Source organism: Sinobaca sp. SA16-1 (genome assembly GCF_059510515.1).
In genome coordinates, this window is record NZ_JCAKFL010000003.1 from 610,753 (window position 1) to 634,486 (window position 23,734).

A 23,734-nucleotide genomic window follows, 5' to 3' on the forward strand; every position below is an offset into this window, starting at 1 on the left:
ATTATAGACAGCAGGCGCCGCGCTAAAAAGCAGCGTCTGTTTTTTTTGCTGCAGAAACACTTTAAGGTATTCAGGTCGTTATAATTTCACAAACCATATTAATTTATAATAAGAGATTCAACCCGTTTAGGAGAAGGAATCAGCTATGCTATAATAAAACAGATACAAAGCGATAGAAGAGCTGGAGGAATGATTTTTGTGACTCAGGAAACACCAATGATGCAGCAATATAAACGAATTAAAGCGGAATATACCGATGCTTTTTTATTTTACCGATTGGGTGACTTTTATGAATTGTTTTTTGACGACGCCGTCCAGGCTGCGCAGGAGCTGGAAATTACGCTCACCAAAAGAGGCAGTAAGGGCGACCACGATATTCCAATGTGCGGGGTACCGCATCATTCAGCAGAAGGGTATATCTCTACGCTGATTGAAAAAGGATACAAAATTGCGGTCTGCGAACAGGTGGAAGACCCAAAAACTGCCAAAGGGGTTGTAAAAAGAGAAGTTGTCAACTTAATTACTCCGGGGACCGTCATGGAAGGGCGCGCCATCCACGAAAAAGAAAATAATTTTATAGCGGCTCATTACCAGGATAAAGACGGGAGTGCCGGCTTTGTTAAAGCGGATTTAACGACCGGGGAAATATACGGAGCCCGGCTGGAAGCAGACCGGCCTGCATGGGAACAGGAAGCATCCAAAGCAAATGTGAAAGAGCTTATCCTGCAGGAATCCCCAAAAGACGGGGAGTGGACGACTTTTCCCGGCACATTTTCCGTCCAGCAGTCAGCTGACATCCCGGAAGAGTTTGCTGTACTCTGCACCCATATAAGCAGTGCTCCGGTTCTGGGGGCATTTGGGCTGTTAAGCAGCTACCTGTCCCGGACACAGAAGCGTTCACTTGATCATCTACAGCCGATTCACCTGTATGAGCCCCGCCAGAAAATGCAGCTGGACCGAAATTCGCGTCGGAATCTGGAGCTTACCGAAACGATCCGGGACCATAAGAAAAAAGGATCCCTTCTCTGGCTGATGGACCAGACGATGACAGCAATGGGAGCCCGCCGGGTGAAAAGCTGGATGGAAGAGCCTCTGCTGCAGGAAAAAGAAATAACGGACCGACAGAGCATTGTACAGTCCCTGCTTGACCATTTTTTCGAACGTGGAGACCTGCGCGACCGGCTTAAGTTTGTGTATGACCTGGAGCGGCTCGCGGGGAAAGCAGCTTTTGGTAATGTGAACGCCCGGGAGCTTGTGCAAATGCGCCGCACGCTGCAGGAACTGCCTGAAATTATTTCGATTTTAAAGCAGATTGATAATTCTCTTCTGCAGAAATGGACCACCCCGCTGGATCAATTTCATGACCTGCTCGAACTGCTGGAGGACGGTCTCGTGGAAGAGCCGCCTGGCCTCATTACTGAAGGCGGGATGTTCCGGCAGGGTTTCCATGACAAACTAGATGAATACAGGGAAGCGAGTACGAACGGCCGGCAGTGGATTTCCGAGCTGGAACGTGATGAGAAGCAGACGACCGGAATTAAATCCCTGAAAGTCGGATTTAACCGTGTGTTTGGTTATTATATCGAAGTGACAAAAGCAAATATTCCTCTTCTGCCTGAAGGCAGGTATGACCGTAAGCAGACGCTGACGAATGCCGAACGCTTCACGACGCCGGAACTGAAAGAGAAAGAAGCATTGATTTTAGGAGCCCAGGAAAAAAGTGTAGAGCTGGAACATACGCTCTTTTTAGAATTAAGGGAAAAAGTAAAAACGTACCTTCGTCCGCTGCAGGAAGCAGCGCTCGTAATCAGCCAGATTGACGTGCTGCAGGGATTTGCGGAACTGAGCGACCGGCAGGGCTATGTCCGGCCGGAAATGAGCAGAGATGGCAGCGTCCATATTAAAAACGGCAGACATCCGGTCGTGGAAAAAATCGTTGGTGCCGGTGAATACGTAGCAAACGATGTCCACATGGAACAAGGCCGAAACATGCTGCTTATTACAGGGCCGAATATGTCCGGTAAAAGTACATTTATGAGACAGGCTGCTCTAATTTCCATCATGTCCCAGACGGGCTGCTTCGTGCCGGCGGAAGAGGCAAAACTGCCTATTTTTGACCAGGTGTTTACAAGAATCGGTGCGGCTGACGACCTGGCTTCCGGACAGAGTACCTTTATGGTGGAAATGCTGGAAACCAACTACGCGCTCTCCCATGCCTCAAAGAACAGTTTGATTCTTCTTGATGAGATTGGCAGAGGTACGTCCACTTACGACGGGATGGCGCTCGCTCAGGCCATTATTGAACACATACATGAAAGCATTGGTGCCAAAACGATGTTTTCGACGCATTACCACGAGTTAACGACGATCGCCGATTCCCTGCCAAACCTTCAAAACGTCCACGTACGGGCGATTGAAGAAGAAGGCCGGATTGTCTTTCTGCATAAAGTTGAAGAAGGCAGCGCGGACGAGAGCTACGGCATTCATGTGGCGAAGCTGGCCGATCTTCCGGATCCCCTGTTAAGCAGAGCAGGGGAGCTGTTAAAGCAGCTGGAACAAAAAGATAAAAATCGCGAAACGGCTGAAGCATCGTCTGTTCGGGAGGCGGCGCCTGCAAAAGAAGAGCCGACCCAGCTGACACTGTTTCAGGAAGAAGAGCAGGCGGCGGCCAAAACAAAAAATGGGAAACTTCATCCCATTCTGGATGATATTCGTAAAACAGATGTACTGCATTTATCGCCAATGGAGGCGCTTGAGAAGCTTTACCGAATGCAGCAGAGACTCCGCTGATGGGGAAAGGAGAAAACGATGGCTAAAATTACGAAACTGCCGGACGATTTATCCAATAAGATCGCAGCGGGTGAAGTGGTGGAGCGTCCGAGTTCTGTCGTGAAAGAGCTGGTAGAAAATGCGATTGATGCGGGCGGCAGCCGAATCCAGGTGGACCTGGAGGAAGGCGGCCTCTCTTTAATCCGTGTGGTCGACAATGGAAGCGGCATGGACCGGGAAGACGCCGACCTTGCTTTTTACCGGCATGCGACGAGTAAAATTACTTCCGAAAAGGATTTGTTTGATATTCATACACTCGGCTTCCGAGGAGAGGCACTGCCAAGTATTGCGGCTGTGTCCCAGCTGGAAATGGAAACCGGCAACGGTCGTGACGCGGGCACGCTTCTTCGCTACCAGGGAGGAAAAAGAATTACGTTGACCTCTTCCAAAAGCCGGAAAGGAACGGATATCAGCGTACGCGATTTGTTTTTTAATACGCCGGCACGACTTAAATATATGAAAACCGTTCACACGGAGGTAGGCAAAGTCAGCGATATTATTAATCGTCTGGCAATGTCGCGCCCTGATATTTCATTCCGGCTGGCTCATAATGGCAAGCAGATGCTTCATACAAACGGGGACGGCCGGCTGCTGACGGTTATTGCCTCCATTTATGGCAGACAGACGGCCAAGTCATTTCTGCCGATTCATCACGAATCCAACGATTATACCGTGACGGGTTATATAGCTAAGCCGGAAATCAACCGGGCCTCCCGTCATTATATGTCTACGTTTTTAAATGAGCGGTTTATTCGGCATTTTCCGCTGGTCAAAGCAATAGAGCAGGCCTATCATACCCTGCTTCCGATCGGCCGTCATCCGATGGCCGTGCTGCATGTTAAGCTTCATCCCACGTTAATGGATGTAAACGTGCACCCATCAAAAATGGAAGTTCGTCTCAGCAAAGAAAAAGAAATGCTGCAGGATGTCGAAAACACGATAAAACAGGCGCTGCAGCAGTTATCCCTTATTCCGGAAGCCGATACGGCGCGGGCGAAGCGCATGCAGTCAGAGGCGCTGGAGCTTCCTCTGCAGCAGGAAAAGCAGGAGGTGGCCTCTAAAACGGCTCCCCCGGAGTTTCAACAGGAGCAGGCGGACTGGCAGCGGGCAGAGGCCGTAGCAGAACCGTGGCCGGAACCATCTCAGGAGCCGCCGTCTTTCCAGGAAGAGCCGCCTGCGGTACCGGAAGAAACAGCCATGCCCATGTCTGAGAAAGAGCCGGAACCATATCGGCACAGGGAGCTGTTGGAGCTGGAGCCGATCGGCCAGCTGCATGGCACATATTTGTTGACCCAGAGCCGGGACGGCCTGTATATTATCGATCAGCATGCTGCCCAGGAAAGGATCTTTTATGAATTTTTCCGCGAAAAAATCGGCAGTGTAAACACTGAGATGCAGGATCTGCTGATTCCGATGACGTTTGAAGTAACCAGCCAGGAAAAGCTGGTTATTGCAAACTCCCGCGAGGAACTGGAACAGGCCGGGGTGTACCTGGAAGAGTTTGGAGAAAATACATTCCGCATCCGTTCCCAGCCTACATGGTTTCCGGCTCAGGAGGCGGAATCGGTAATCCGGGAGCTGCTGGAGCAGCTGCAGCAGGAAAAAAATATCAGCATTCATAAAGTCCGGGAAGAAGCAGCAATTTTGATGTCCTGCAAGGCAGCCATCAAAGCGAACCGGCATCTGCGCAAAGATGAGATAGCGGCGCTTATCGAAAAACTCGGCACGTGCAGGGAGCCGTATACGTGTCCGCACGGGCGTCCGATCGTCATTCATTTTTCTTCGTATGATATGGAAAAGATGTTTAAACGGGTGCAGTAAAAAAGCGCTCTCATTTTTTCCCTGTTCTCCGGCTCATGTATGCTATAATAAAAGCAAATATTACATAGCGGGGGGAATCAGTTCATGTCAGCACTTGATGTAGTAGCTATTGGCGGTATTTCATTTTTTATCATTGTAGTAAGTGTCATCATGGCGTATTACTTTTTAAAACGGTCACAGTCCGACAACTAAAAGCGCCAATCCGGCGCTTTTTTCACGTTTAAATAGACAGGCAGGCGACATACAGTATGATTATAACGACAACAAAAGCCGCCGGAAGCAATGCCCGGGAAGAGGCAGGAGCACTTGCTGCCCGCTGGGGAGCAGCTTTTGCGGAACGAAAAAAACGATCCATACAAAAATGGCTGGTTGAAACCGGGGACGCCATTTATGTAGTGGGGGATCAGGCCGACACCTTCCATCCGCCCAACAGCAGCAATGGCTTTTTCTTTCACCCGAGTATGGCAAAACTCAGGGGAAAGAGAGTACTGGACGGAGGCAGGGATCCGCTGATTGAAGCCGGCGGCATTGCTGAAGGTACGAGCGTTCTGGACTGTACGCTGGGACTCGGTTCAGACAGCATTGTTTTGAGCGCTGCGGCAGGGGAAACAGGTCAGGTTCAGGCGCTGGAAAAAACAAAAGAGATTGAAGCCGTCGTAAAAAAGGGCCTGCAGCACTGGAATCTGCAGGAGGCGTTATTAAACGAGGCGATGCAGCGAATTCAAACCGTTCATGCAGATTATTCTGAATGGCTCCGTGAGGCTCCTACAGCTTCATGGGATGTTGTGTACTTTGATCCGATGTTTCATGAAGCCTTGGCTGATTCATCTTCTATGGAGCCTCTGAGAGCGGCTGCAAGCTACGGTGGACTGCAGGCAGTAGATGTTCAGGAAGCGCTTCGGGTGTGCCGGAAGAGAGTCGTGTTTAAAGAGCACAGCAGAAGTCCGGTGTGGAAAGCATTTCCAGAGGCCGGCAGAAAAAAGAGCCATGCATCATTTGCTTACGGCGTACTGGAAAAGGACGTATAAATAATGACAAAGCAGGAAGTAATAATTATTGTTGGGCCGACCGCCTCGGGAAAAACAGAAGCCGGCCTGATGATCGCGCAGCAAATAGGCGGAGAAATCATAAGCGGCGATTCCATGCAGGCCTATCAAGGGCTTGATATTGGAACAGCTAAGGCATCCGAGGAAGAAAGACAGGCGGTGCCGCACCATGGCATTGACATAAAAACGATTCATGAGGCGTACACTGCGGCAGATTTTAAGGCGAGGGCCGCCGGATGGATTGAAGACATCAGCCGCCGGGGGAAGGTGCCTGTCGTAGTAGGCGGAACCGGCCTTTATATACGAGCTCTGACAAGAAACTTTGATTTTCAAAAAAGCGAAGCCAATCCAGAGTACCGGCTTATGCTGGAAAAGCAGCTGGAAGAACATGGGAAGCAGTGGCTGCACGAACAGCTCCGAATGCAGGACAATGCAGCGGCGGAAAGAATTCATCCGAATAACGCCCGGCGTGTCATCCGTGCACTGGAAATTTTAAAGCAGCAGGGCGGCCGGACGAAAGCATTTTCCGAGCAGGAAGAAGCGGAAAGTCCATATTCGGTCCGGATGATTGGCCTGGATATACAAAGAGAGGTTCTCTACAAGCGGATTAACGACCGGGTCGATCAGATGGCAGAAGCCGGCCTGATAGAAGAAGCGCAGTGGCTGCTGGAAAATGCGGGACCGGATGTTCAGGCAGCGCAGGCAATAGGATACAAAGAATTGTTTCCTTACCTTCGTCAGGAGTGTTCGCTTGAGCAGGCACTGGATACGTTAAAGCAGCATTCAAGAAATTATGCAAAAAGACAGCTGACCTGGTTTCGGAATAAAGAAGATGTGGAATGGATGGATATGACAGATACTTCCAATGCTGCAAAAGAAACAAAACTTCTTTCGTATCTTGAAGGAATCAGGGAGCCTCTGTCGAAAGGTATACAAGCAAAGAAGAAAGCGGAGGGGAGATCCAGACGATGAAACATGTTAATATTCAAGACCAATACTTAAATACGCTCCGAAAAGACAAAATTCCCGTGACGGTATTTTTAACGAATGGATTTCAACTCAGGGGCCATATTAAAGCATTTGATAATTTCACCATCGTTCTGGACAGCGATGGCAAGCAGCAGCTTGTGTATAAGCATGCCATATCTACGTTTTCACCGCAGCGTAATGTACCGCTTCAGACGACTCCTGAAACGGATGAATCTTAAACACAAAAGAAGGTCCCCCATCTGCGGGGACCTTCTTTTTTTAGCTTGTTGCCTGATTTACAAAGGAAATATACTTGTTTAATGTTAGAATAGACTGCAGGCCGAGCGTTTCTTTCATACGCTCAGGGCTGGTGCCTTTTTTCAATTCATTCACAATATAGGTGTTCCGGAAATGTTTTGCAGAAAATGCCCGATCAATGCCCGCCCGGCGGCGTTCTTCACGCAGCATTTTCTGAATGGCGACTTCCGTCAGGTTTTTCGGCGCATCATTTTCATAACTCCAGCGGTAGGTTTGGCGCTGGAAATCAAAGGCAACAAATACAGGATGATGAGGATAAGAAGGGCGCACCGGCTCCGGAATCAGCTGGAAATATTGGAAAAACAGCTTTTTTTCAGCGGAGGAGAGCTGGACAATTCGGGGGTTGCCGGTAAATTCCGATATCGCAAGCTCTCCTTTTCCGAGATTAACCTGGCGGTAGGTAAGGGTCGACAGCTCCTGAAGCCGAAGACCGTGCTGCAGGAAAAGGTGAATCATTAACAGATTCCGCGGGGCAAGCATTGGGCGTACGGCAGCCTGCCGGGCAGAGAGTCCAGCGTCGGAGCGAAGCGATTGAAACAGCTTTTTCACTTCCGATGGATATACGAGGTCCTTTTCCTGAAGATGTTCCGTAATGGCCTCTTCAGCTGTAACATCGGCCATTGGATTAGCGGATATACGCTGCGAGCTGTGCAGAAATGAAAAATACCGGAGCAGCACCGTGTGAATCCGTTTGATTGTTTTTGCATGATAGTGTCTGCCCTCAGTAAGCAGGGAAAAGTACCCTTCGAGAAGAGACGGTGTAATTCGTCCGGCAGCGGCCGGGCTGTCCTCGTCAAGTTCAACAGAAATATAGGCATGAAAATCCTGAAGATCATAGCGGTAGCGCCGGATCGTGCTCTCCTTTCTTCCCCGGGAAGCGAGGTAATCCAGAAATAGCGTAACATCCGGTGGTTCAGTTAACAGCTGCTCATGAGCCATAGGGCAGGATCCTTTCTTTTTTATAAACGAATATAGACCAAGGAGGCTTTTCATTGAAAGAAGATGTAATTATTGTAGGTATTATTGATAAAAGCCGTAAAGATTCAAGGTTTGACGCTTCTATTGAAGAATTAAGAGCGCTGGTGGATACTGCAGGCGGTACGGTCGTTGAATTGTTCACCCAGGAACGGTACTCGCCCCACCGCTCCACCTATCTGGGAAAAGGAAAAGTAGAAGAGCTTTATGAAAGAGCCGAAGAACTAAACGTTGATACTATCATTTTTAATGACGAATTGTCTTCCAGTCAAGTTAAACATTTAACAGATGAGCTGGACCGCAAAGTAATGGACCGGACGCAGCTTATTTTAGATATCTTTGCCCGCCGGGCCCGGACGAAAGAAGGTATTATCCAAGTGGAGCTGGCCCAGATGTCCTACCTGCTGCCGCGTCTTTCCGGACAGGGGCAGATGATGTCACGGCTCGGAGGCGGAATCGGTACGAGAGGTCCCGGGGAAACCAAACTGGAAACCGACCGCCGTCACATTCAAAAGCGGATGGACGACCTGAAATCCCAATTAAAAGAGATGATCTCCCACAGAGAAGGCTATCGTAAGCAGCGGAAAAATAACTATGCGATTCAATATGCTCTGGTAGGTTACACAAATGCCGGGAAATCAACCATCATTAATAAATTGACCCAGGCAGACACGATGGAGAAAGATGAACTGTTTGCCACCCTGGACCCGTTGACCCGGAAAATGGACATTCCTTCCGGCCTTTCTGTGTTAATTACGGATACGGTTGGATTTATTGAAGACCTGCCAACAACGTTAATTGCTGCTTTCCGTTCCACATTGGAAGAGGTTAAAGAAGCAGATGTGCTGCTGCATGTGGTTGATGTTTCCCACCCGGACTACCATCAGCATATGAAAACAGTCGATAAACTGTTAAACGAGCTTGATGCCGGAGCGATCCCGGTTCTTACCATCTACAATAAAATAGACCAGGTAACAGACACAGAACTTCTTACCGGGGGAAACAGCCCGTCCATCCGAATTTCGGCACGCGAAGATGCAGACATTGAGCGGCTGCGGGAAGCAATGGAAGACATTTTAAAAGAACAGATGCAGTTTCATAAGATCCGTATTCCAATGTGGGAAGGAAAAGATTTATCCAGCCTGTATGAAAGTACGATCTTAAAGAAAGAAACGTTAATAGAAGAAGACAACATGCTGGAATGGGAAGGGTTTGCTCCGACCGATCACCCGGTAAACGGCATTATCAAAAAATATAAAATGACAGAATAAAGGCAGGGAACGAACGTGCAGGAAACAACAGAACAACTGGGCGGATGGAAAAGAAAAGCCCGGCAGAATATTGCATTGTACACCGAGGAAATAGACGAAACAACGGACCGGAATACAGAAAGGCTTCTTACGCTCTTCCGGGAGGAAAACGTGGGAGCGTTTCACTTTACGCCATCCACGGGCTACGGATATGACGATGTCGGCCGGGAGAAGCTTGACAGTCTTTACGCCGGCGTATTCGGTACGGAAACGGCTTTTGTACGCTCTCAGTTTATTTCCGGCACACACGCCATTACGGCGGCATTATTTGGGGTGCTGCGCCCGGGAGATGAGCTGTTATATGCGACTGGCATGCCTTACGATACGCTGCGCACCGTGATCGGAATAGAAGGAGAAGCAGAAGGGACGCTTCAGGAGTGGGGCATTACGTATAAGGAATCTCCCTATGAAGCCGGCGAAGAGCTGTCAGCCAAGCGTATTCTTTCTCACGTAACGGAGGCAACAAAAGTCATTGCGATTCAGCGCTCGCGCGGCTATGCCGAGCGGGAATCTGTTTCGATGGACAAAATGGAGCAGGTTATAGCAGCTATCAAGCAGGCGGTACCTGACATGATCGTGTTTGTTGACAACTGCTACGGGGAATTCACTGAAATAAGCGAACCGGGCCATGCAGGCGCCGATCTGCTGGCGGGCTCGCTTATTAAAAACCCCGGCGGCGGCATTGTCAAAACAGGCGGTTATATAGCAGGGCGGCAGGATTTAATTGAAAAAGCGGCATCAAGATTTGCTGCTCCGGGTATAGGGATGGAGGGCGGTCCGACGCTGTACAGCCTGCAGGAAATGTTTCAGGGGCTTTTTCTTGCGCCTCATGTAGTAGGCGAAGCGTTGAAAGGCTCGTTGTATACAGCTGCCCTGCTGGAAGAAGCCGGCATGCAGACGACCCCGTCCTACACTAAGAAGCGTACCGATTTGATTCAGTCAGCAACGTTTGCTTCTAAAGAGCAGATGATCACGTTCTGCCAGGCGATTCAGGAAGCATCTCCGGTAGATGCCCGCGTCACCCCGCAGCCTGCCTACATGCCGGGGTATACATCAGACGTCATTATGGCAGCCGGAACGTTTATACAGGGGGCAAGCATCGAACTGAGCGCAGACGGACCGATCCGGCCTCCATATACGGCCTACGTGCAGGGCGGGCTGACATTTTCCCATGTGAAAATTGCTGTGGAGCATGCTCTGTCCACCCTGCTGGAGAAAGAACTTTTGGTGCTCAAAGACTAAAAGGCATACTTTCAGAAAATTTTGATGTGAAAAAAGCTTACATGGACTTGACTATAAAAGTAACATCAGTTAGGATGAGATTATCTTCCTTAGGGAAGGAGGCCTACTGATGAACGATCATATTAGAAGGAATATGCCTTTATTTCCTATTAGTATTGTCAAAAAACTGACGGAACTGTCCGCCAGGCAGATTCGTTATTACGAAGAATATGGATTGGTTTTTCCATCCAGAACAGAAGGAAATCAGCGCCTGTTCTCTTTTAATGACGTGGACCGTCTCCTTGAAATTAAAAGCCTGCTTGAACGGGGCGTAAATCTTCAAGGTATCCGGGAAATCTTTCTGCTCCGCGAGCACAAAGCGGCCGGAGCTCCTTTAAGAAAAGATGGAGACCTTACCGACCTGGAGCTGAGGCGTCATTTAAAAAATGAGCTTATGCACACAGGCAAGTACGGAAGGCCCTCCTTGATTCAGGGGCAGCTATCGAGGTTTTTTGACTAGCAGCACGGTTTTACCTTCTGCACTGCAGAAGATTATATAATTTTTTGTTCAAAGAAGGAGAGGAGTTTCTACAAATGGCTAACAGTTATTCGAAAAAAGATATCATGAAAATGGCAGACGACGAAAACGTAAAATTTATCCGCTTGCAGTTTACAGATTTACAGGGGATTATCAAGAACGTGGAGATTCCCGTGGATCAGCTTACAAAAGCACTAGACAACCAAATGATGTTTGATGGTTCTTCCATCGAAGGATTTGTACGCATCGAAGAATCCGATATGTACTTATACCCGGATCTGGACACATGGGTTATCTTCCCGTGGACACCGGAAAAAGGTAAAGTAGCGCGTCTTATCTGCGACATCTACGAGCCGGGTAAACCTGGCGACGAGCCAAAACCTTTCGCAGGTGACCCACGCGGTATTTTGAAGCGTGTACTTAAAGAAGCAGAGCAGCTTGGCTTTACTGACTTTAACATTGGGCCTGAGCCTGAGTTCTTCCTTTTCAGAAATGATGAAAAAGGCGAGCCGACGCTTGAGCTTAACGATAAAGGCGGTTACTTTGACCTTGCTCCAACGGATCTTGGTGAAAACTGCCGTCGTGATATCGTACTTGAACTGGAAGAAATGGGCTTTGAAATTGAAGCTTCCCACCACGAAGTGGCACCAGGACAGCACGAAATCGACTTTAAATATGCTGACGCCGTTACAACGTGTGACAACATCCAGACGTTTAAGCTTGTTGTAAAAACAATCGCCAGAAAGCACGGCCTGCATGCTACATTCATGCCTAAGCCGCTCTTTGGTGTAAACGGTTCTGGTATGCACTTGAACATGTCTCTTTTCAAAGGCAAAGACAATGTGTTCTTTGACAAGAAAACGGACTCCCAGCTAAGCGAAACTGCTATGCAGTTTATGTCAGGTATCCTTGAGCACGCACAAGGCTTTACCGCGTTAACGAATCCAATTGTTAACTCATACAAGCGTCTTGTTCCTGGATTTGAAGCACCAGTTTACGTTGCATGGTCTGCACGTAACAGAAGCCCGCTTGTCCGTATCCCTTCTTCACGCGGCCTGAGCACGCGTATTGAAGTAAGAAGCCCGGACCCATCCGCGAACCCATACCTTGCTATCGCAGCAATGCTGGCTTCCGGCCTGGATGGTATCAAGCGCAAGCTTGTTGCACCAGAACCAACGGACCGCAACATTTATATCATGAACAAAGAAGAACGCAGACAGGAAGGTATCGAAGATCTTCCGGCTGACCTTAATGAGGCAGTAAACAGCCTTCTTGAAGATGATATTCTTGTTAATGCTATTGGACCACACGCAATCGAGCATTTCGCAGAAGCGAAAGAAATCGAGTGGGATATGTTCCGCACGCAGGTTCACCCATGGGAAAGAGATCAGTTCCTACAGACTTATTAATAAACAGAAAACCTACAGCCTTACTGGCTGTAGGTTTTTTTGTATTTTTATTATGCTTCTTCTTCGACTTCCGGGTTTTCAGGCGGTGGATCTTCCGGTGCTTCTTCTTCGCCGCAGGCAGCAGTGACCAATAATACAGTAAAAGCCAGTGCCATCCATCCTGTTCGATTCATTTTCATACCCCCTGGTGTGTATTTGTTATAACCAATAATAAATACGGGTGTCTGGGCCTAATATACAATACAAATTAAACGCTGCAGTACTACATTGTTTCCTTGTGGAAGCTAAAGTAAACGTCAAAGTATGCGTTGCGGCATAAAATGAATAAAAAAACCCGGCTGCACTGATTCACAGCGCGACCGGGTTTTACTATCTATTTATAAACACTTTAAGTGGTACGAAACAAGCCTGTTAATCCATTTCTATATAAGGGGTGAGCATGTGCTCAAATACCGAGTCGGCCATTTCTTTTGTAAACTCGACTTTTCTGCTTGGATCTGCTGACCAGAAGCAGTTCGCGGTATCCACCAAATAAGCACTTTCGTATTTTGGCTGGCCCAGGCTGAAGTTTGCATCATCGATGTATACGGAAAAAGAGGCTTCTGCTTTTCGTCTTGGATTATTCGTCGTATCGATCCGGATTTTTAAAATGGTCTGATCGAAGGTGAAAGACGCTTCATAGTATTCCCGGAAATAGTTCACCTGTACATCTGTCTGTTCGTTAATATCATCTCGAACAGAATTAAAAATAGAGAATAAGTGATCGATACATTCTGTTAATTTTTCATCAGAAATCTCATTTTTTTCTTTGATTTTTTGAATATTTCGTTCCAGTGCGTCTTTTGATACGTGTTCTTTCCAGTCGCTCATATAACAAGACCCTCCTGATTTTACTGCCGGCTCAATGACTTGAGTACAGTAGTAGATGGTTAACAAGCAAAACAGCAGACGGTTAGTGATATACCGCTGTTTCTTTCCACTATATCATACTTAGAAGCTCTGTTAATACGTAGATACCTAAAGAAATCGTACAGGGAACGGCTTGTTTAAACAACGACTATAAAAAAAGAATGAATAAATAGTTGACGAAAAGAAAATAAGCGTTATATAATATACCCCGTAAGGTATTAAAAGAAAACAGTACAGAAAGGGTGCAGCTATATGGATTATTCAACAGAGATGAAGAACCGCCTGAAGCGGGTGGAAGGACAGGTAAGAGGCGTACAGCGCATGATGAGTGAAGAGAAAGACTGCAAAGACGTGGTTTATCAGCTGTCAGCAGCCAGATCTGCGATTGACCGGGCTATTTCTTTTATTGTAGCGGAAAATCTGGAGCAGTGTATTAGAGACCAAATTGAAAAAGGCGAAGATACAGCTGAATTTGTACAGGAAGCCGTTCAGTTATTAGGAAAAAGCAAATAAAAAAATTTTAGTCTTTTATATACCCATAGGGGTAATATAGAAATGGAAGAAGCGGATGAGGTGCTTTTCATGGAACTAACAGTATTTTTTATTTTCATTCTATTTTTAATCGGTTTTATCGGCTCTTTCGTGTCAGGCATGGTAGGAATAGGCGGCTCTATAATAAAGTATCCGATGCTGCTATACATCCCGCCACTATTGGGACTTACAGCATTTACCGCTCATGAAGTAGCCGGCATCAGTGCCGTCCAGGTGTTTTTTGCTACAATAGGCGGCGTCTGGGCGTATAGAAAAGGTGGGTATTTAAATAAATCCCTTATTTTCTATATGGGAATCAGTATTTTGACGGGAAGTTTGATCGGCGCGGTCGGCTCTAATTATATGAGTAATAACGGTGTGAATATGATATATGCCATTCTTGCGACACTGGCTGTAATCATGATGTTTCTTCCGAAAAAAGGAAAAGACGATACCCCGAATGACCAGGTAACGTTTAATAAGCCGGTCGCTGCAGGTTCTGCTTTTCTGGTTGGGATAGGAGCAGGGATTGTCGGTGCAGCCGGAGCGTTTATTCTGGTTCCTATCCTTCTCGTCGTACTGAAGATTCCAACGCGAATGACGATAGCAACATCTCTGGCGATTACATTTATATCCTCCATCGGTGCGACCGTCGGAAAAATTGCCACTGATCAGGTGCTAATGGGTCCGGCCGCTGTGATGGTAGCTGCAAGTTTAATTGCTGCACCTCTTGGAGTAATGGTTGGAAAGCGTATGAACACGAAGATTCTTCAATGGATCCTTGCTTTACTCATTTTGGCAACAGCGATTAAAATCTGGATGGATATTTTATAGTAGGTTGACAACTTATTTTTTTATTGGTAATATACCCATACGGGTATATGTTTATTTTTTGGAGTAAATAATACCCCATAGAGTATAAGAGGAGGAAATGTGATGAAAGTAAATTTAGTAGTAGATGCAAAAGGGCTCGCTTGTCCCATGCCGATTGTAAAAACAAAAAAAGCGATGGATACCATTAATGCAGGTGAAGTAATGGAAGTTCAGGCTACAGACCGTGGCTCTTTAGCCGATATGAAAGGCTGGGCTAAAACGACAGGTCATGAATATATCGGATCCAAAGAAGAGGGAAAGGTGCTTTTGCATTATGTTAGAAAAGCCAATCCTGCTGAAGTGAAAGAAACCAAGCCTTATCCGAACGAAGCAACTAATGAAAAACTCGAGGAAGCACTAAACAATGACAATATTACAGTACTGGACGTTAGAGAGCCGGCAGAGTATTCATTTGCTCATATTCCAGGAGCGGTTTCGATACCATTGGGAGAACTGGAACAAAGAACCGGCGAATTGGATCATTCGCATGAAATATATGTTGTGTGCCGAACCGGTAATAGAAGCAGCATGGCAGCATATACCCTGGAAGAAAAAGGATTTACTAAAGTACAAAACGTAAAAACGGGAATGAGCGGCTGGAATGGCCCGACCGAAGATAAATAGAGGAGGAAAAAGGCATGGCTATGAAAGCAATGACTGCTGCTGAACTGGCAGAAATAGTAATAAATAAAAAAGATATATTTATTTTAGATGTTCGCAACGAAGATGCGTTTAAAGATTGGAAAGTAGAAGGGAAAAACGTAGAAATAGTGAATACTCCTTATTTTGACCTTCTGGAAGGAGTTGAATCCATTCTTCCACAGATACCGGAAGACAAACCAGTTATTGTTGTCTGCGCAAAAGAAGGCTCCTCTAAATTTGTGGCTGAGCAGCTGGTGGAAGCTGCAGATCGGGAAGTGTATTACCTGGAGGGCGGAATGAAAACGTGGAGTGAACATCTGGAGCCGGTTAAAGTCGGCGATCTATCTGACGGCGGCGAGTTGTATCAGTTCGTACGGATTGGAAAAGGCTGCCTGTCCTACATGGTAGTTTCCGGAGGAGAAGCTGTGATTATTGATCCTGTGCGTCTAACTGATGTATACACTAATTTCCTGAAAGAAAAAAATGCGGTTCTTAAATATGCTGTAGACACCCATCTGCATGCCGATCATATTTCCGGCGGCAGGCTGCTGGCGGAACAAACGGGAGCGGTGTATTACCTCCCGGAAGCGGATGCTGGAGAAGTAACGTTTTCCTACCAGCCTCTGCACAATAACGATGTGCTGCGTGCAGGAAAAACAGAGGTAGCGGTACAAGCCCTGTATTCCCCCGGCCATACCATTGGCAGCACCTCTTTGATTATTGATAATCGGTACCTGCTTACAGGAGATATTTTATTCATAGATTCCATCGGTCGTCCGGACCTTGCCGGAAAAGCAGAGGACTGGGTAGGAGACCTGAGAAAATCACTTTATGAAACGTATCAGACATTAAAGGATGATCTTTGGGTACTGCCAGCCCACTTTTCAAAAAAAGAAGAGATGGATGATCACGGAAGAGTAATGGAACAGCTGCATGTGCTGTTCAAAGAGAATACCGGACTGCAGGTGACAGATGAGACCGCCTTCCGCAAAATGGTAACCGAAAACCTTCCTCCGCAGCCAAATGCCTACGAGGAGATTCGTCAGACAAACATGGGAAAAGTACAGCCGGAGCCGAAAGACCAGACAGAAATGGAAATCGGGCCGAACCGCTGCGCGGTATCATAAATTAGAAGGAGAGTTTATTATGAATGCAACTAAAACTGTAGACGCCAAAGGCTTGGCATGTCCAATGCCGGTTGTAAAAGCAAAAAAAGCAATGGATACCCTGCAGACAGGGGATGTGCTGGAAATCGTTTCAACAGATAAGGGAGCCAAAGCAGATCTGCCGGCGTGGACCAAATCATCGGGCCACGAGTTACTGGAGCAGGCAGAAGAAAACAATGAATTTACATTCTGGATCAAAAAAGGATAGAGGAGAGAATAAAAAAATGGAAGAAACAAAAAACGGAACAACAATGGTCGTATTTGATGGAGACCTGGATAAAGCAATTGCCAGCTTTATTATCGCTACAGGCGCTGCAGCAATGGGAAAGAACGTAACGATGTTTTTCACTTTCTGGGGATTGAACGTGCTTCGGAAAGATAACGTCATCAGCGGCAGTGATAAATCGATGATGGAAAAAATGTTCGGAAAAATGATGCCGCGCGGTCCGGAAAAACTGGCTATGTCGAAAATGAATTTTGGCGGTATGGGACCGAAAATGATGAAAAAAATGATGAAAAATCATAATGTGTCTTCTTTGAAAGAGATGATTGAAATGGCCCAGGACCTGGATGTAAAAATGGTGGCCTGCACAATGTCTATGGACGTCATGGGACTCAAAGAAGAAGAATTGATTGATGGACTGGATTACGCCGGTGTCGCTACTTACCTGGCAGAAGCAGAAGAGTCCAACATTAACCTGTTTATTTAATACGTATACTGCAGAAAAGAGCCTGTGCCCCTAAGGGAACAGGCTCTTTCTAATATGTAGGGTGGATACGGACTGAACGACAGGAAACCCGGCAGCTGTCAGGCGATGCCGCAGGAAGTGACAGCGCCCATAATACCGGCTATAGCAATTCCTACTATAAATTTTTTCACGTTAGTCCTCCTGTATCTATATATTCATAATTATGGTAAATAGTTTACTTTATTATAGTCGATATTTCCTAAAAAAGGTTGCATTTTATTAGCTTTTTCTATGTATCGGTTTAAAACCGCGAATATGAAGAAAAAATCTTTTATAATAGAAGAAGAAAACAAGAAAGCGGGGAGATAATATGACAGAAGAGTTATACCATGATCTTTTTTTAAAAGATGCGGGGTTTCTTCCAGTCGAAATAGAAAAGTTAATGTTGGAGTATGCCGAAGAATTCCAGCATGCGGAGATTCAGCAGGTTATAAAGCATACAGATGAGCATTATACCGTCGTTACAAAAGTAACAAAATAAAAAAGCTCTCAAGCGTGAGAGCTTTAGATGATTATTTTTTTTGGATTTCAACTGCTTTATGCTCAATTTCATCGTACGAGTTAGTGCCGTTAGCGTAATCTTTTACCATACTCTCAAATGACCGGAATAATCGTTCATCCGCCGGGTCCTGCAGGTTAAGGCCCAATGAATCAGCAACTTCCTTTTGGTCCCGTCGAAAAGCGTCATCGGCTTCAAACGTATTTCCTTCTTTATATTTGTCCATATGATGGTCAACAAACTTTTTAATAATATCCACATGTATCTCTCCTTTGTTTAAATGGTCTCTTTGTTCTCTTCCCGGTTCCCGGGATATCAAAACGATGAAGCAGGAAGAACCGATTTGAAGCACCTCCAGGCAGAAAGCGCACAATTTTAAGATGGAATACAAGGGACAAGGACTCTCCCTTGAAGGATACGGTATACTGTAGGATAATGGCATACGGAAAGGGGATGGAACGAATATGGTAAGTGGAAGAAATACAGAAGATATGATTATGGATTTAGCGAGTCAGCTTTCTATCGAGCAGGCAAGAAACAAAATTTTATGGGATCTTATTCTACGTCATAATGTACTTTCTCAAAAAGATGTTGATAAAGAAGTAGAAAAGCATTATGAAACCTATCGCACCACTTCTTATGAAGAATTAACCGGGTTTAACTTAAGAGAAGACACCAAGCCGGTAAAAGAACCAGAACCAGAAGAATAAAAAAAAGCGTTCCCTGCAGGGGACGCTTTTTTAATGCCTTACGACATCAAGAAATAGAAAAAAGATAGATTTTACTGCGGTAAATACGAGAAGAAAAATGAACACCAGAACCAGTATAGTAAGAGCGAGAGTCTCCTGAAAATGGAGAATATCGATCAAAATTAAGTTAGCAAGCACAGCGGAAATTACGCCGATAAATAATGTACTGTTAAATACACGTTCCATTATATTAGATGCAGCCATTTCAACATCTCCTGATTAGTATAGATTCCGCTCTTGTGAAATAGTGAGCGTTGTTTGCCTTATTCCTATTAAACCGCATTAGAGACGTGAAATCAATGTCTAAAAAGTGACAAAACAGCGAAAAAAATGACTAACTGGTGAACAATAGAAAAAAAGAAGCAAATAAAAATAGAATACCCAGTGGGCATTCTATTTTTCGTATATATCATCGGCAAGCAGCTTAATAGGACTGCCGCACTGAGGGCAATTCTGGTATTCCTGATCAATAGCAGCATCGCTTAGATCAGAAGCCGGCATCTGCACCTCTGCTTTTGTTTCTTTGCCGCATGAATGGCATTTAATATAGAGCAATGGCTTATCTCCTTTCCATGATCATAGCTGTATTTAATTATATATTTGTATACCACAACAGGTTTTTTCAAAACCTCTCAATGAAAAAACGGCTTTCTTCAATAATGAAGGAAGCCGTTTTCTATTCGTTAATGAATGGTGCGGAAAACGCCGATGACTTTACCAAGAACAGTACAGTCATCAAGAATAATAGGGTCCATGGCTGCATTTTCAGGCTGCAGGCGGATATAACCGCTCTCCCTGTAAAAACGCTTTACGGTCGCTTCGAGCTCTTCGGTCATTGCTACAATAATGTCTCCGTTGTTTGCTGTCTGCTGCTGTCTGACAATAACCAGGTCTTTATCGTAAATACCGGCTTCAATCATACTTTCCCCCTGAATAGTAAGGACAAAAACATTCTCATGTTCATTTGCCACCATACGTTCCGGAAGAGGAATGTATTCCTCTATGTTTTCGATAGCTGTAATGGGTTCACCGGCTGTAACTTTACCGAGCATCGGAACGTACACAGCAGAGCTTTCGGATATTTCAGGCGGTGCATCTTCAAAAGACAGCACCTCTATTGCTCTTGGTTTAGTAGGATCGCGTCGAATAAAACCTTTGCTTTCAAGCCTGGATAAATGTCCGTGCACGGTAGAACTGGAAGCGAGTCCCACAGCTTCTCCGATTTCCCGGACAGACGGGGGATAGCCTTTTAGACGTACTTCCCCTTTTATATAGTCAAGTATTTGTTCTTGTCGTTTTGATAATTTAGTCAAAGTCCCGGCACCTCCTGTGCGTGTAATGTTATTTTAAAAAATTGTATCATGAATAATACGAACATGCAAACATCCGTTCTAATTTTACTTGACGGGAACAGAAGTTCTTATTATACTTTTAAAAAAGGGAACACACATTCTTAAAAACGGGGGAATTACAATGATTTCAAAAATAACGAATGTAACGATGCAGGAATGGATGATATTATTACTATTTGCAGCATCAATTTTATTTCTAATTATAGCCGTCCAGATTAATGCACCAGATGCAGAAGCAGGTTTTGTTTATGAAGACGATATAACGGAGGAAGCAGAAGAGCTTCAGATCGAACAGGAATTAACCGCCTATCAATGGGTGAATTATACCCTGGACTAATGAAAGTAATCAGAAGGTGAAGTGGGACGATGGAGAAGTGCATTATCTACTGCAGGGTGAGTACCGAAAAGAAAGAACAGCAGACTTCTCTGGAGCGGCAGGTGGAGGAATTGACATCTCTTGCCAAGAGAAACAATCTGCCTATTTATAAAACAATCAAAGAAGAACAGAGCGGCTATTCTATGGAAAGAGAAGGGCTGCTGGAGATGCTTGAAGACTTTTCGTCAGGAAAGGCTTCTATTTTGTGCGTGCAGGATGATACGAGACTTGGAAGAGGCCATGCAAAAGTAGCGGTCCTTCACGCCCTCCACAAAAGTGGAGTAACAATTTATTCCGTCCGGGAAAACGGCGTGCTTGAATTATCTGAGTCAGACAGTATGCTGATTGATATACTCTCCATCGTGGAGGAGCATCAGCGCAGGCTGCATAATTTTAAGATCAAGCGCGGAATGAAGCGGGCAGTAGAAAATGGCTACCGCCCCGATAAGAATTTAAAAAACCGGGGCCAGGGAGAGCGTGTAAAAAAAGAAGTGCCGATAGAAGAGATCATCAGGCTCCGTCAGCGGGACCTTCCCTTTTATGATATTGCCGCGACCCTGCGCGGACTCGGATACGATGTATCTAAAGCCACGGTGCACCGGCGCTACCGGGAGCATATGAAAAAAGAAGATGAACAGTCGTAGTGAAGGCTGAGCGCCTTTGGTGAGGCCCTATACCTTCCTATCCCTCCAGAACAAAGATGGTTCCGTTTGCATAAAAGCGGGTATATAAGTACCATTAATATAGAAGGATATTCATGGAAACGAACATAAAAGGGGGGAATATCATGTTATCCCAAGACAAAATTGCACGCATTAATGAGCTGTCCCAGCGCGCGAAGACAACCGGCCTGACGGAGTCTGAGAGCATAGAACAGCACGAACTGAGAGAAGAATACCTGCAGAGTTTCCGTTCGTCATTTAAAGACCAGCTTCATTCGGTTAAAGTAGTGGATCCTGAAGGCGCTGACGTTACCCCCGATAAGCTGGACCGATCAAAGAAAGAACGTAAAGTGTACCGCTCCAGATAGCGTGGCACACAAATATATTCTTCATCTGGCGTAATGATATTATATTCGTATATGAGCCGCTGCCCGAAGAGCGGAATCCGGAAGACCATTTTCGTTAAAACAATAGAGGATGGTCTTTTTAACGTGGTTACAACTCCGTTAAACAAAAGGAATTAGAAACAGCGGAGATGGTAGATCCGGCCTGTCAAAAGAAAGCCGGCACGATTTAGAAAAATTCCACGTATTTCGCCGCGATTCTTGTATAATAAAAAGAAAGCGTTTATTATTTATTCATGGATGGACGTTAATTACTAAACAGAGACAAGGGGAGAATACGATTATGGCAGCGCAGACTACAGCGACGCAATTAGAAAATTTAGCTATTAATACGATTCGTACGTTATCGATCGATAGCATTGAACGGGCTAATTCCGGTCACCCGGGATTACCTATGGGAGCGGCACCAATGGCCTTTACTTTGTGGACAGAGTGCATGAATCATAATCCTGGCAACCCGGAATGGTTTAACCGCGACCGTTTTGTTCTATCCGCGGGACACGGCTCTATGCTTTTATACAGCCTGCTTCATCTTACCGGCTATGACCTTTCTCTGGAAGAGCTTCAGAACTTCAGACAGTGGGGAAGCAAAACTCCGGGACACCCGGAATACGGCCATACACCAGGCGTTGAAGCCACCACCGGTCCGCTTGGCCAGGGGCTTGCGATGGCAACAGGCATGGCTATGGCAGAGCGCCATATGGCAGCTACTTACAACAAAAGCAGCTTCCCGCTCGTAGATCATTATACATATGTTCTATGCGGCGATGGGGATATCATGGAAGGGGTCAGTTCAGAGTCCGCTTCTTTAGCCGGTCACCTGAACCTGGACCGCCTGATTGTGCTTTATGATTCCAACGATATTTCGCTCGATGGCGATCTGCACCAGTCATTTTCCGAAAATGTCATGCAGCGTTATGATGCATATGGCTGGCACACCATCCTCGTAAAAGATGGCAATGATACGAAAGCTATTAAAGAAGCAATTGAAGAAGCAAAGCAAGCAGGCAAGCCAACTTTAATCGAAGTCAAAACGACAATCGGTTACGGCTCTCCTAATAAAGGCGGTACCAACGCAGCACACGGTGCTCCGCTTGGCGCTGAAGAAATTACATTGGCCAAAGGAATGTACAAGTGGGAATACGAAGAAGAATTCCACGTACCGGCAGAAGTAACGGCCTTTTTCGCTGAGAAAAAAGCAGCAGGCGCCCGCAAAGAAAAAGAATGGAACGATTTGTTTACGGATTACCAGAAAAAGCACCCAAAAGATGCTGAACAATTCATTAAGGCGCTAAAAGGGGAGCTTCCTGAAGGATGGGAAAAAGAACTTCCCGCCTATACGAATGAAAAGGTAGCTACGCGTGCTGCTTCAGGCGATGCGCTTCAGGCCATTTCCAAGCACGTGCCATCGTTATTCGGCGGCTCGGCTGACCTGGCTTCTTCCAATAAGACATTAATTAAAGAAGAAACAGATTTTACAAAAGATAATTACAAAGGACGTAACATCTGGTTTGGCGTAAGAGAATTCGCCATGGCTTCTGCACTTAACGGTCTTAAGCTGCACGGAGGCGTACACCCATATGCATCCACGTTCCTGGTGTTCTCTGATTACCTTCGTCCGGCACTTCGCTTAAGTGCATTAATGAATCTGCCTGTAACGTATGTGTTCACACATGACAGCATTGCAGTCGGAGAAGACGGCCCAACACATGAACCCGTTGAACAAATCGCTGCTCTTCGTGCAATCCCGGGCGTTCACGTCATCCGTCCAGCCGACGGCAATGAAACATCCGCGGCCTGGAAAGTGGCATTGGAGAGCACAGGCGGCCCAACCGTTCTGTCTCTAACCAGACAAGGTCTTCCTACGCTGTCAACTTCTGCTGAAAGAGCGGAAGAGGGCGTAGCTAAAGGCGCATATATCGTAGAATCTGTTGGTTCACCAGAAGTGCAGCTTCTGGCTACCGGTTCGGAAGTGGCGCTGGCAGTGGATGCCAAAGCCGCACTTGAGCAGGAAGGAATTGCGGCTAACGTAGTAAGTATGCCCGATTTTCTTGCTTTTGACCGCCAGCCGCAAAGCTACAGAGACAGCGTGCTGTTAAAAGGAGTACCAGCTCTAGGTATGGAAATGGGATCAACAATGCCTTGGTACAAGTACGTAGGCACAGAAGGCGCCGTTCTCGGAATTGATGAATTTGGAGCTTCTGCTCCTGGAGATAAAATTATGGAAGAGTATGGCTTTACAACCGAAAATGTAGTATCTATTGTAAAAGACCTGCTTCAAAAATAAAAAGCAAAGCCTGGACGAGATCCAGGCTTCTTTTTTTACGGATCTGGAAATTGAAGCAAATCACTGGGAGGCTCTTTTCATCCGCCTGTTAGTAAGGTA

General features: G+C 46.1%; 28 protein-coding genes. 21 read left to right on the forward strand and 7 right to left on the reverse strand.

Annotation, left to right across the window (positions count from 1 at the left end):
• The first annotated feature begins 189 nt into the window (after positions 1-189).
• From mutS to hfq, 5 genes are all read left to right on the forward strand, one after another.
• Positions 190-2,790 (forward strand): DNA mismatch repair protein MutS, encoded by a 2,601-nt coding sequence (mutS, locus tag AC5W2J_RS11060; protein ID WP_496059510.1) that lies wholly within the window; start codon positions 190-192, stop codon positions 2,788-2,790.
• A gap of 18 nt (positions 2,791-2,808) precedes the next feature.
• Positions 2,809-4,650 (forward strand): DNA mismatch repair endonuclease MutL, encoded by a 1,842-nt coding sequence (gene mutL, locus AC5W2J_RS11065; protein WP_496059511.1) that lies wholly within the window; start codon positions 2,809-2,811, stop codon positions 4,648-4,650.
• A 248-nt stretch (positions 4,651-4,898) separates the two neighbouring features.
• A complete protein-coding gene (locus tag AC5W2J_RS11070; RefSeq protein WP_496059512.1) occupies positions 4,899-5,678 on the forward strand; it encodes a class I SAM-dependent methyltransferase in 780 nt (259 codons plus the stop codon).
• Between the two features lie 3 nt (positions 5,679-5,681).
• A complete protein-coding gene (miaA, locus tag AC5W2J_RS11075; RefSeq protein WP_496059513.1) occupies positions 5,682-6,668 on the forward strand; it encodes a tRNA (adenosine(37)-N6)-dimethylallyltransferase MiaA in 987 nt (328 codons plus the stop codon).
• Positions 6,665-6,904: an RNA chaperone Hfq gene (hfq, locus tag AC5W2J_RS11080; RefSeq protein ID WP_496059514.1), complete on the forward strand. Its 240-nt coding sequence runs from the start codon at positions 6,665-6,667 to the stop codon at positions 6,902-6,904. The genes miaA and hfq overlap by 4 nt, the downstream gene beginning before the upstream one ends.
• A gap of 40 nt (positions 6,905-6,944) precedes the next feature.
• On the opposite strand, the gene AC5W2J_RS11085 is transcribed toward hfq, so the two are convergent.
• Entirely contained in the window at positions 6,945-7,922 is a 978-nt protein-coding gene (locus AC5W2J_RS11085) for a tyrosine-type recombinase/integrase (RefSeq protein WP_496059515.1), read from the reverse strand.
• A 53-nt stretch (positions 7,923-7,975) separates the two neighbouring features.
• On the opposite strand from AC5W2J_RS11085, the gene hflX reads away from it, so the two are divergent.
• The 4 genes from hflX (at position 7,976) to glnA (ending at position 12,436) form a co-directional block, all read left to right on the forward strand.
• On the forward strand, positions 7,976-9,229 hold the full coding sequence (hflX, locus tag AC5W2J_RS11090) for a GTPase HflX (RefSeq protein WP_496059516.1): 1,254 nt from the start codon (positions 7,976-7,978) through the stop codon (positions 9,227-9,229).
• Between the two features lie 15 nt (positions 9,230-9,244).
• On the forward strand, positions 9,245-10,510 hold the full coding sequence (locus tag AC5W2J_RS11095; RefSeq protein WP_496059517.1) for a methionine gamma-lyase family protein: 1,266 nt from the start codon (positions 9,245-9,247) through the stop codon (positions 10,508-10,510).
• A 109-nt stretch (positions 10,511-10,619) separates the two neighbouring features.
• Positions 10,620-11,009, forward strand: a complete 390-nt coding sequence (locus AC5W2J_RS11100; RefSeq protein WP_496059518.1) for a MerR family transcriptional regulator — start codon at positions 10,620-10,622, stop codon at positions 11,007-11,009.
• A 74-nt stretch (positions 11,010-11,083) separates the two neighbouring features.
• Positions 11,084-12,436 carry a type I glutamate--ammonia ligase gene (glnA, locus tag AC5W2J_RS11105; protein WP_496059519.1) on the forward strand — a complete coding sequence of 451 codons (1,353 nt, stop codon included), beginning with the start codon at positions 11,084-11,086 and terminating at the stop codon, positions 12,434-12,436.
• 50 nt (positions 12,437-12,486) lie between these two features.
• Here the strand turns inward: glnA and AC5W2J_RS11110 are convergent, their stop codons facing one another.
• Together AC5W2J_RS11110 and AC5W2J_RS11115 are read right to left on the reverse strand one after the other, a co-directional pair.
• Positions 12,487-12,609, reverse strand: a complete 123-nt coding sequence (locus AC5W2J_RS11110) for a hypothetical protein (protein ID WP_496059520.1) — start codon at positions 12,607-12,609, stop codon at positions 12,487-12,489.
• Between the two features lie 238 nt (positions 12,610-12,847).
• Entirely contained in the window at positions 12,848-13,306 is a 459-nt protein-coding gene (locus tag AC5W2J_RS11115) for a hypothetical protein (protein WP_496059521.1), read from the reverse strand.
• A 291-nt stretch (positions 13,307-13,597) separates the two neighbouring features.
• Between AC5W2J_RS11115 and AC5W2J_RS11120 the strand changes: the two genes are divergently transcribed.
• From AC5W2J_RS11120 to AC5W2J_RS11150, 7 genes are all read left to right on the forward strand, one after another.
• A complete protein-coding gene (locus tag AC5W2J_RS11120; protein WP_496059522.1) occupies positions 13,598-13,858 on the forward strand; it encodes a metal-sensitive transcriptional regulator in 261 nt (86 codons plus the stop codon).
• Positions 13,859-13,927: 69 nt separating this feature from the next.
• The gene (locus tag AC5W2J_RS11125) at positions 13,928-14,710 is read left to right on the forward strand and encodes a sulfite exporter TauE/SafE family protein (protein WP_496059665.1); all 783 of its coding nucleotides are present in this window, start codon (positions 13,928-13,930) and stop codon (positions 14,708-14,710) included.
• 102 nt (positions 14,711-14,812) lie between these two features.
• The gene (locus tag AC5W2J_RS11130) at positions 14,813-15,373 is read left to right on the forward strand and encodes a sulfurtransferase TusA family protein (protein WP_496059523.1); all 561 of its coding nucleotides are present in this window, start codon (positions 14,813-14,815) and stop codon (positions 15,371-15,373) included.
• Positions 15,374-15,387: 14 nt separating this feature from the next.
• The gene (locus AC5W2J_RS11135; RefSeq protein ID WP_496059524.1) at positions 15,388-16,518 is read left to right on the forward strand and encodes an MBL fold metallo-hydrolase; all 1,131 of its coding nucleotides are present in this window, start codon (positions 15,388-15,390) and stop codon (positions 16,516-16,518) included.
• Positions 16,519-16,537: 19 nt separating this feature from the next.
• Positions 16,538-16,765, forward strand: coding sequence for a sulfurtransferase TusA family protein (locus AC5W2J_RS11140; protein ID WP_496059525.1), 228 nt, complete (start codon positions 16,538-16,540; stop codon positions 16,763-16,765).
• A 16-nt stretch (positions 16,766-16,781) separates the two neighbouring features.
• Positions 16,782-17,267 (forward strand): DsrE/DsrF/DrsH-like family protein, encoded by a 486-nt coding sequence (locus AC5W2J_RS11145; RefSeq protein ID WP_496059526.1) that lies wholly within the window; start codon positions 16,782-16,784, stop codon positions 17,265-17,267.
• 349 nt (positions 17,268-17,616) lie between these two features.
• Positions 17,617-17,787, forward strand: coding sequence for a hypothetical protein (locus AC5W2J_RS11150; protein ID WP_496059527.1), 171 nt, complete (start codon positions 17,617-17,619; stop codon positions 17,785-17,787).
• Positions 17,788-17,818: 31 nt separating this feature from the next.
• Here the strand turns inward: AC5W2J_RS11150 and AC5W2J_RS11155 are convergent, their stop codons facing one another.
• On the reverse strand, positions 17,819-18,064 hold the full coding sequence (locus AC5W2J_RS11155) for a hypothetical protein (protein ID WP_496059528.1): 246 nt from the start codon (positions 18,062-18,064) through the stop codon (positions 17,819-17,821).
• A gap of 205 nt (positions 18,065-18,269) precedes the next feature.
• On the opposite strand from AC5W2J_RS11155, the gene AC5W2J_RS11160 reads away from it, so the two are divergent.
• Entirely contained in the window at positions 18,270-18,515 is a 246-nt protein-coding gene (locus tag AC5W2J_RS11160; RefSeq protein ID WP_496059529.1) for a hypothetical protein, read from the forward strand.
• Between the two features lie 30 nt (positions 18,516-18,545).
• On the opposite strand, the gene AC5W2J_RS11165 is transcribed toward AC5W2J_RS11160, so the two are convergent.
• The 3 genes from AC5W2J_RS11165 to lexA all read right to left on the reverse strand — a co-directional run bounded on the left by AC5W2J_RS11165 (position 18,546) and on the right by lexA (position 19,867).
• Positions 18,546-18,758, reverse strand: coding sequence for a hypothetical protein (locus AC5W2J_RS11165; protein WP_496059530.1), 213 nt, complete (start codon positions 18,756-18,758; stop codon positions 18,546-18,548).
• Between the two features lie 189 nt (positions 18,759-18,947).
• Complete coding sequence (locus tag AC5W2J_RS11170; protein ID WP_496059531.1) at positions 18,948-19,109, reverse strand: hypothetical protein; 162 nt, start codon at positions 19,107-19,109, stop codon at positions 18,948-18,950.
• A gap of 128 nt (positions 19,110-19,237) precedes the next feature.
• Positions 19,238-19,867 (reverse strand): transcriptional repressor LexA, encoded by a 630-nt coding sequence (gene lexA / locus AC5W2J_RS11175; protein WP_120192174.1) that lies wholly within the window; start codon positions 19,865-19,867, stop codon positions 19,238-19,240.
• A gap of 160 nt (positions 19,868-20,027) precedes the next feature.
• On the opposite strand from lexA, the gene AC5W2J_RS11180 reads away from it, so the two are divergent.
• The 4 genes from AC5W2J_RS11180 to tkt all read left to right on the forward strand — a co-directional run bounded on the left by AC5W2J_RS11180 (position 20,028) and on the right by tkt (position 23,635).
• Positions 20,028-20,243, forward strand: a complete 216-nt coding sequence (locus AC5W2J_RS11180) for a hypothetical protein (RefSeq protein ID WP_496059532.1) — start codon at positions 20,028-20,030, stop codon at positions 20,241-20,243.
• 29 nt (positions 20,244-20,272) lie between these two features.
• A complete protein-coding gene (locus AC5W2J_RS11185; RefSeq protein ID WP_496059533.1) occupies positions 20,273-20,926 on the forward strand; it encodes a YneB family resolvase-like protein in 654 nt (217 codons plus the stop codon).
• A 143-nt stretch (positions 20,927-21,069) separates the two neighbouring features.
• A complete protein-coding gene (locus AC5W2J_RS11190; protein WP_496059534.1) occupies positions 21,070-21,312 on the forward strand; it encodes a DUF896 domain-containing protein in 243 nt (80 codons plus the stop codon).
• A 319-nt stretch (positions 21,313-21,631) separates the two neighbouring features.
• Positions 21,632-23,635 carry a transketolase gene (gene tkt, locus AC5W2J_RS11195; protein WP_496059535.1) on the forward strand — a complete coding sequence of 668 codons (2,004 nt, stop codon included), beginning with the start codon at positions 21,632-21,634 and terminating at the stop codon, positions 23,633-23,635.
• Positions 23,636-23,734 lie beyond the last annotated feature (99 nt).

Excerpts from the sequence above, each read along its gene's own strand:
- mutS (WP_496059510.1), top strand. The coding sequence starts at position 190 with ATGATTTTTGTGACTCAGGAAACACCAATGATGCAGCAATATAAACGA.
- mutL (WP_496059511.1), top strand. The coding sequence starts at position 2,809 with ATGGCTAAAATTACGAAACTGCCGGACGATTTATCCAATAAGATCGCA.
- AC5W2J_RS11070 (WP_496059512.1), top strand. The coding sequence starts at position 4,899 with ATGATTATAACGACAACAAAAGCCGCCGGAAGCAATGCCCGGGAAGAG.
- miaA (WP_496059513.1), top strand. The coding sequence starts at position 5,682 with ATGACAAAGCAGGAAGTAATAATTATTGTTGGGCCGACCGCCTCGGGA.
- hfq (WP_496059514.1), top strand. The coding sequence starts at position 6,665 with ATGAAACATGTTAATATTCAAGACCAATACTTAAATACGCTCCGAAAA.
- AC5W2J_RS11085 (WP_496059515.1), bottom strand. The coding sequence starts at position 7,922 with ATGGCTCATGAGCAGCTGTTAACTGAACCACCGGATGTTACGCTATTT.
- AC5W2J_RS11100 (WP_496059518.1), top strand. The coding sequence starts at position 10,620 with ATGAACGATCATATTAGAAGGAATATGCCTTTATTTCCTATTAGTATT.
- glnA (WP_496059519.1), top strand. The coding sequence starts at position 11,084 with ATGGCTAACAGTTATTCGAAAAAAGATATCATGAAAATGGCAGACGAC.
- AC5W2J_RS11110 (WP_496059520.1), bottom strand. The coding sequence starts at position 12,609 with ATGAATCGAACAGGATGGATGGCACTGGCTTTTACTGTATTATTGGTC.
- AC5W2J_RS11115 (WP_496059521.1), bottom strand. The coding sequence starts at position 13,306 with ATGAGCGACTGGAAAGAACACGTATCAAAAGACGCACTGGAACGAAAT.
- AC5W2J_RS11120 (WP_496059522.1), top strand. The coding sequence starts at position 13,598 with ATGGATTATTCAACAGAGATGAAGAACCGCCTGAAGCGGGTGGAAGGA.
- AC5W2J_RS11125 (WP_496059665.1), top strand. The coding sequence starts at position 13,928 with ATGGAACTAACAGTATTTTTTATTTTCATTCTATTTTTAATCGGTTTT.
- AC5W2J_RS11130 (WP_496059523.1), top strand. The coding sequence starts at position 14,813 with ATGAAAGTAAATTTAGTAGTAGATGCAAAAGGGCTCGCTTGTCCCATG.
- AC5W2J_RS11135 (WP_496059524.1), top strand. The coding sequence starts at position 15,388 with ATGGCTATGAAAGCAATGACTGCTGCTGAACTGGCAGAAATAGTAATA.
- AC5W2J_RS11140 (WP_496059525.1), top strand. The coding sequence starts at position 16,538 with ATGAATGCAACTAAAACTGTAGACGCCAAAGGCTTGGCATGTCCAATG.
- AC5W2J_RS11145 (WP_496059526.1), top strand. The coding sequence starts at position 16,782 with ATGGAAGAAACAAAAAACGGAACAACAATGGTCGTATTTGATGGAGAC.
- AC5W2J_RS11150 (WP_496059527.1), top strand. The coding sequence starts at position 17,617 with ATGACAGAAGAGTTATACCATGATCTTTTTTTAAAAGATGCGGGGTTT.
- AC5W2J_RS11160 (WP_496059529.1), top strand. The coding sequence starts at position 18,270 with ATGGTAAGTGGAAGAAATACAGAAGATATGATTATGGATTTAGCGAGT.
- AC5W2J_RS11165 (WP_496059530.1), bottom strand. The coding sequence starts at position 18,758 with ATGGCTGCATCTAATATAATGGAACGTGTATTTAACAGTACATTATTT.
- AC5W2J_RS11180 (WP_496059532.1), top strand. The coding sequence starts at position 20,028 with ATGATTTCAAAAATAACGAATGTAACGATGCAGGAATGGATGATATTA.
- AC5W2J_RS11185 (WP_496059533.1), top strand. The coding sequence starts at position 20,273 with ATGGAGAAGTGCATTATCTACTGCAGGGTGAGTACCGAAAAGAAAGAA.
- AC5W2J_RS11190 (WP_496059534.1), top strand. The coding sequence starts at position 21,070 with ATGTTATCCCAAGACAAAATTGCACGCATTAATGAGCTGTCCCAGCGC.
- tkt (WP_496059535.1), top strand. The coding sequence starts at position 21,632 with ATGGCAGCGCAGACTACAGCGACGCAATTAGAAAATTTAGCTATTAAT.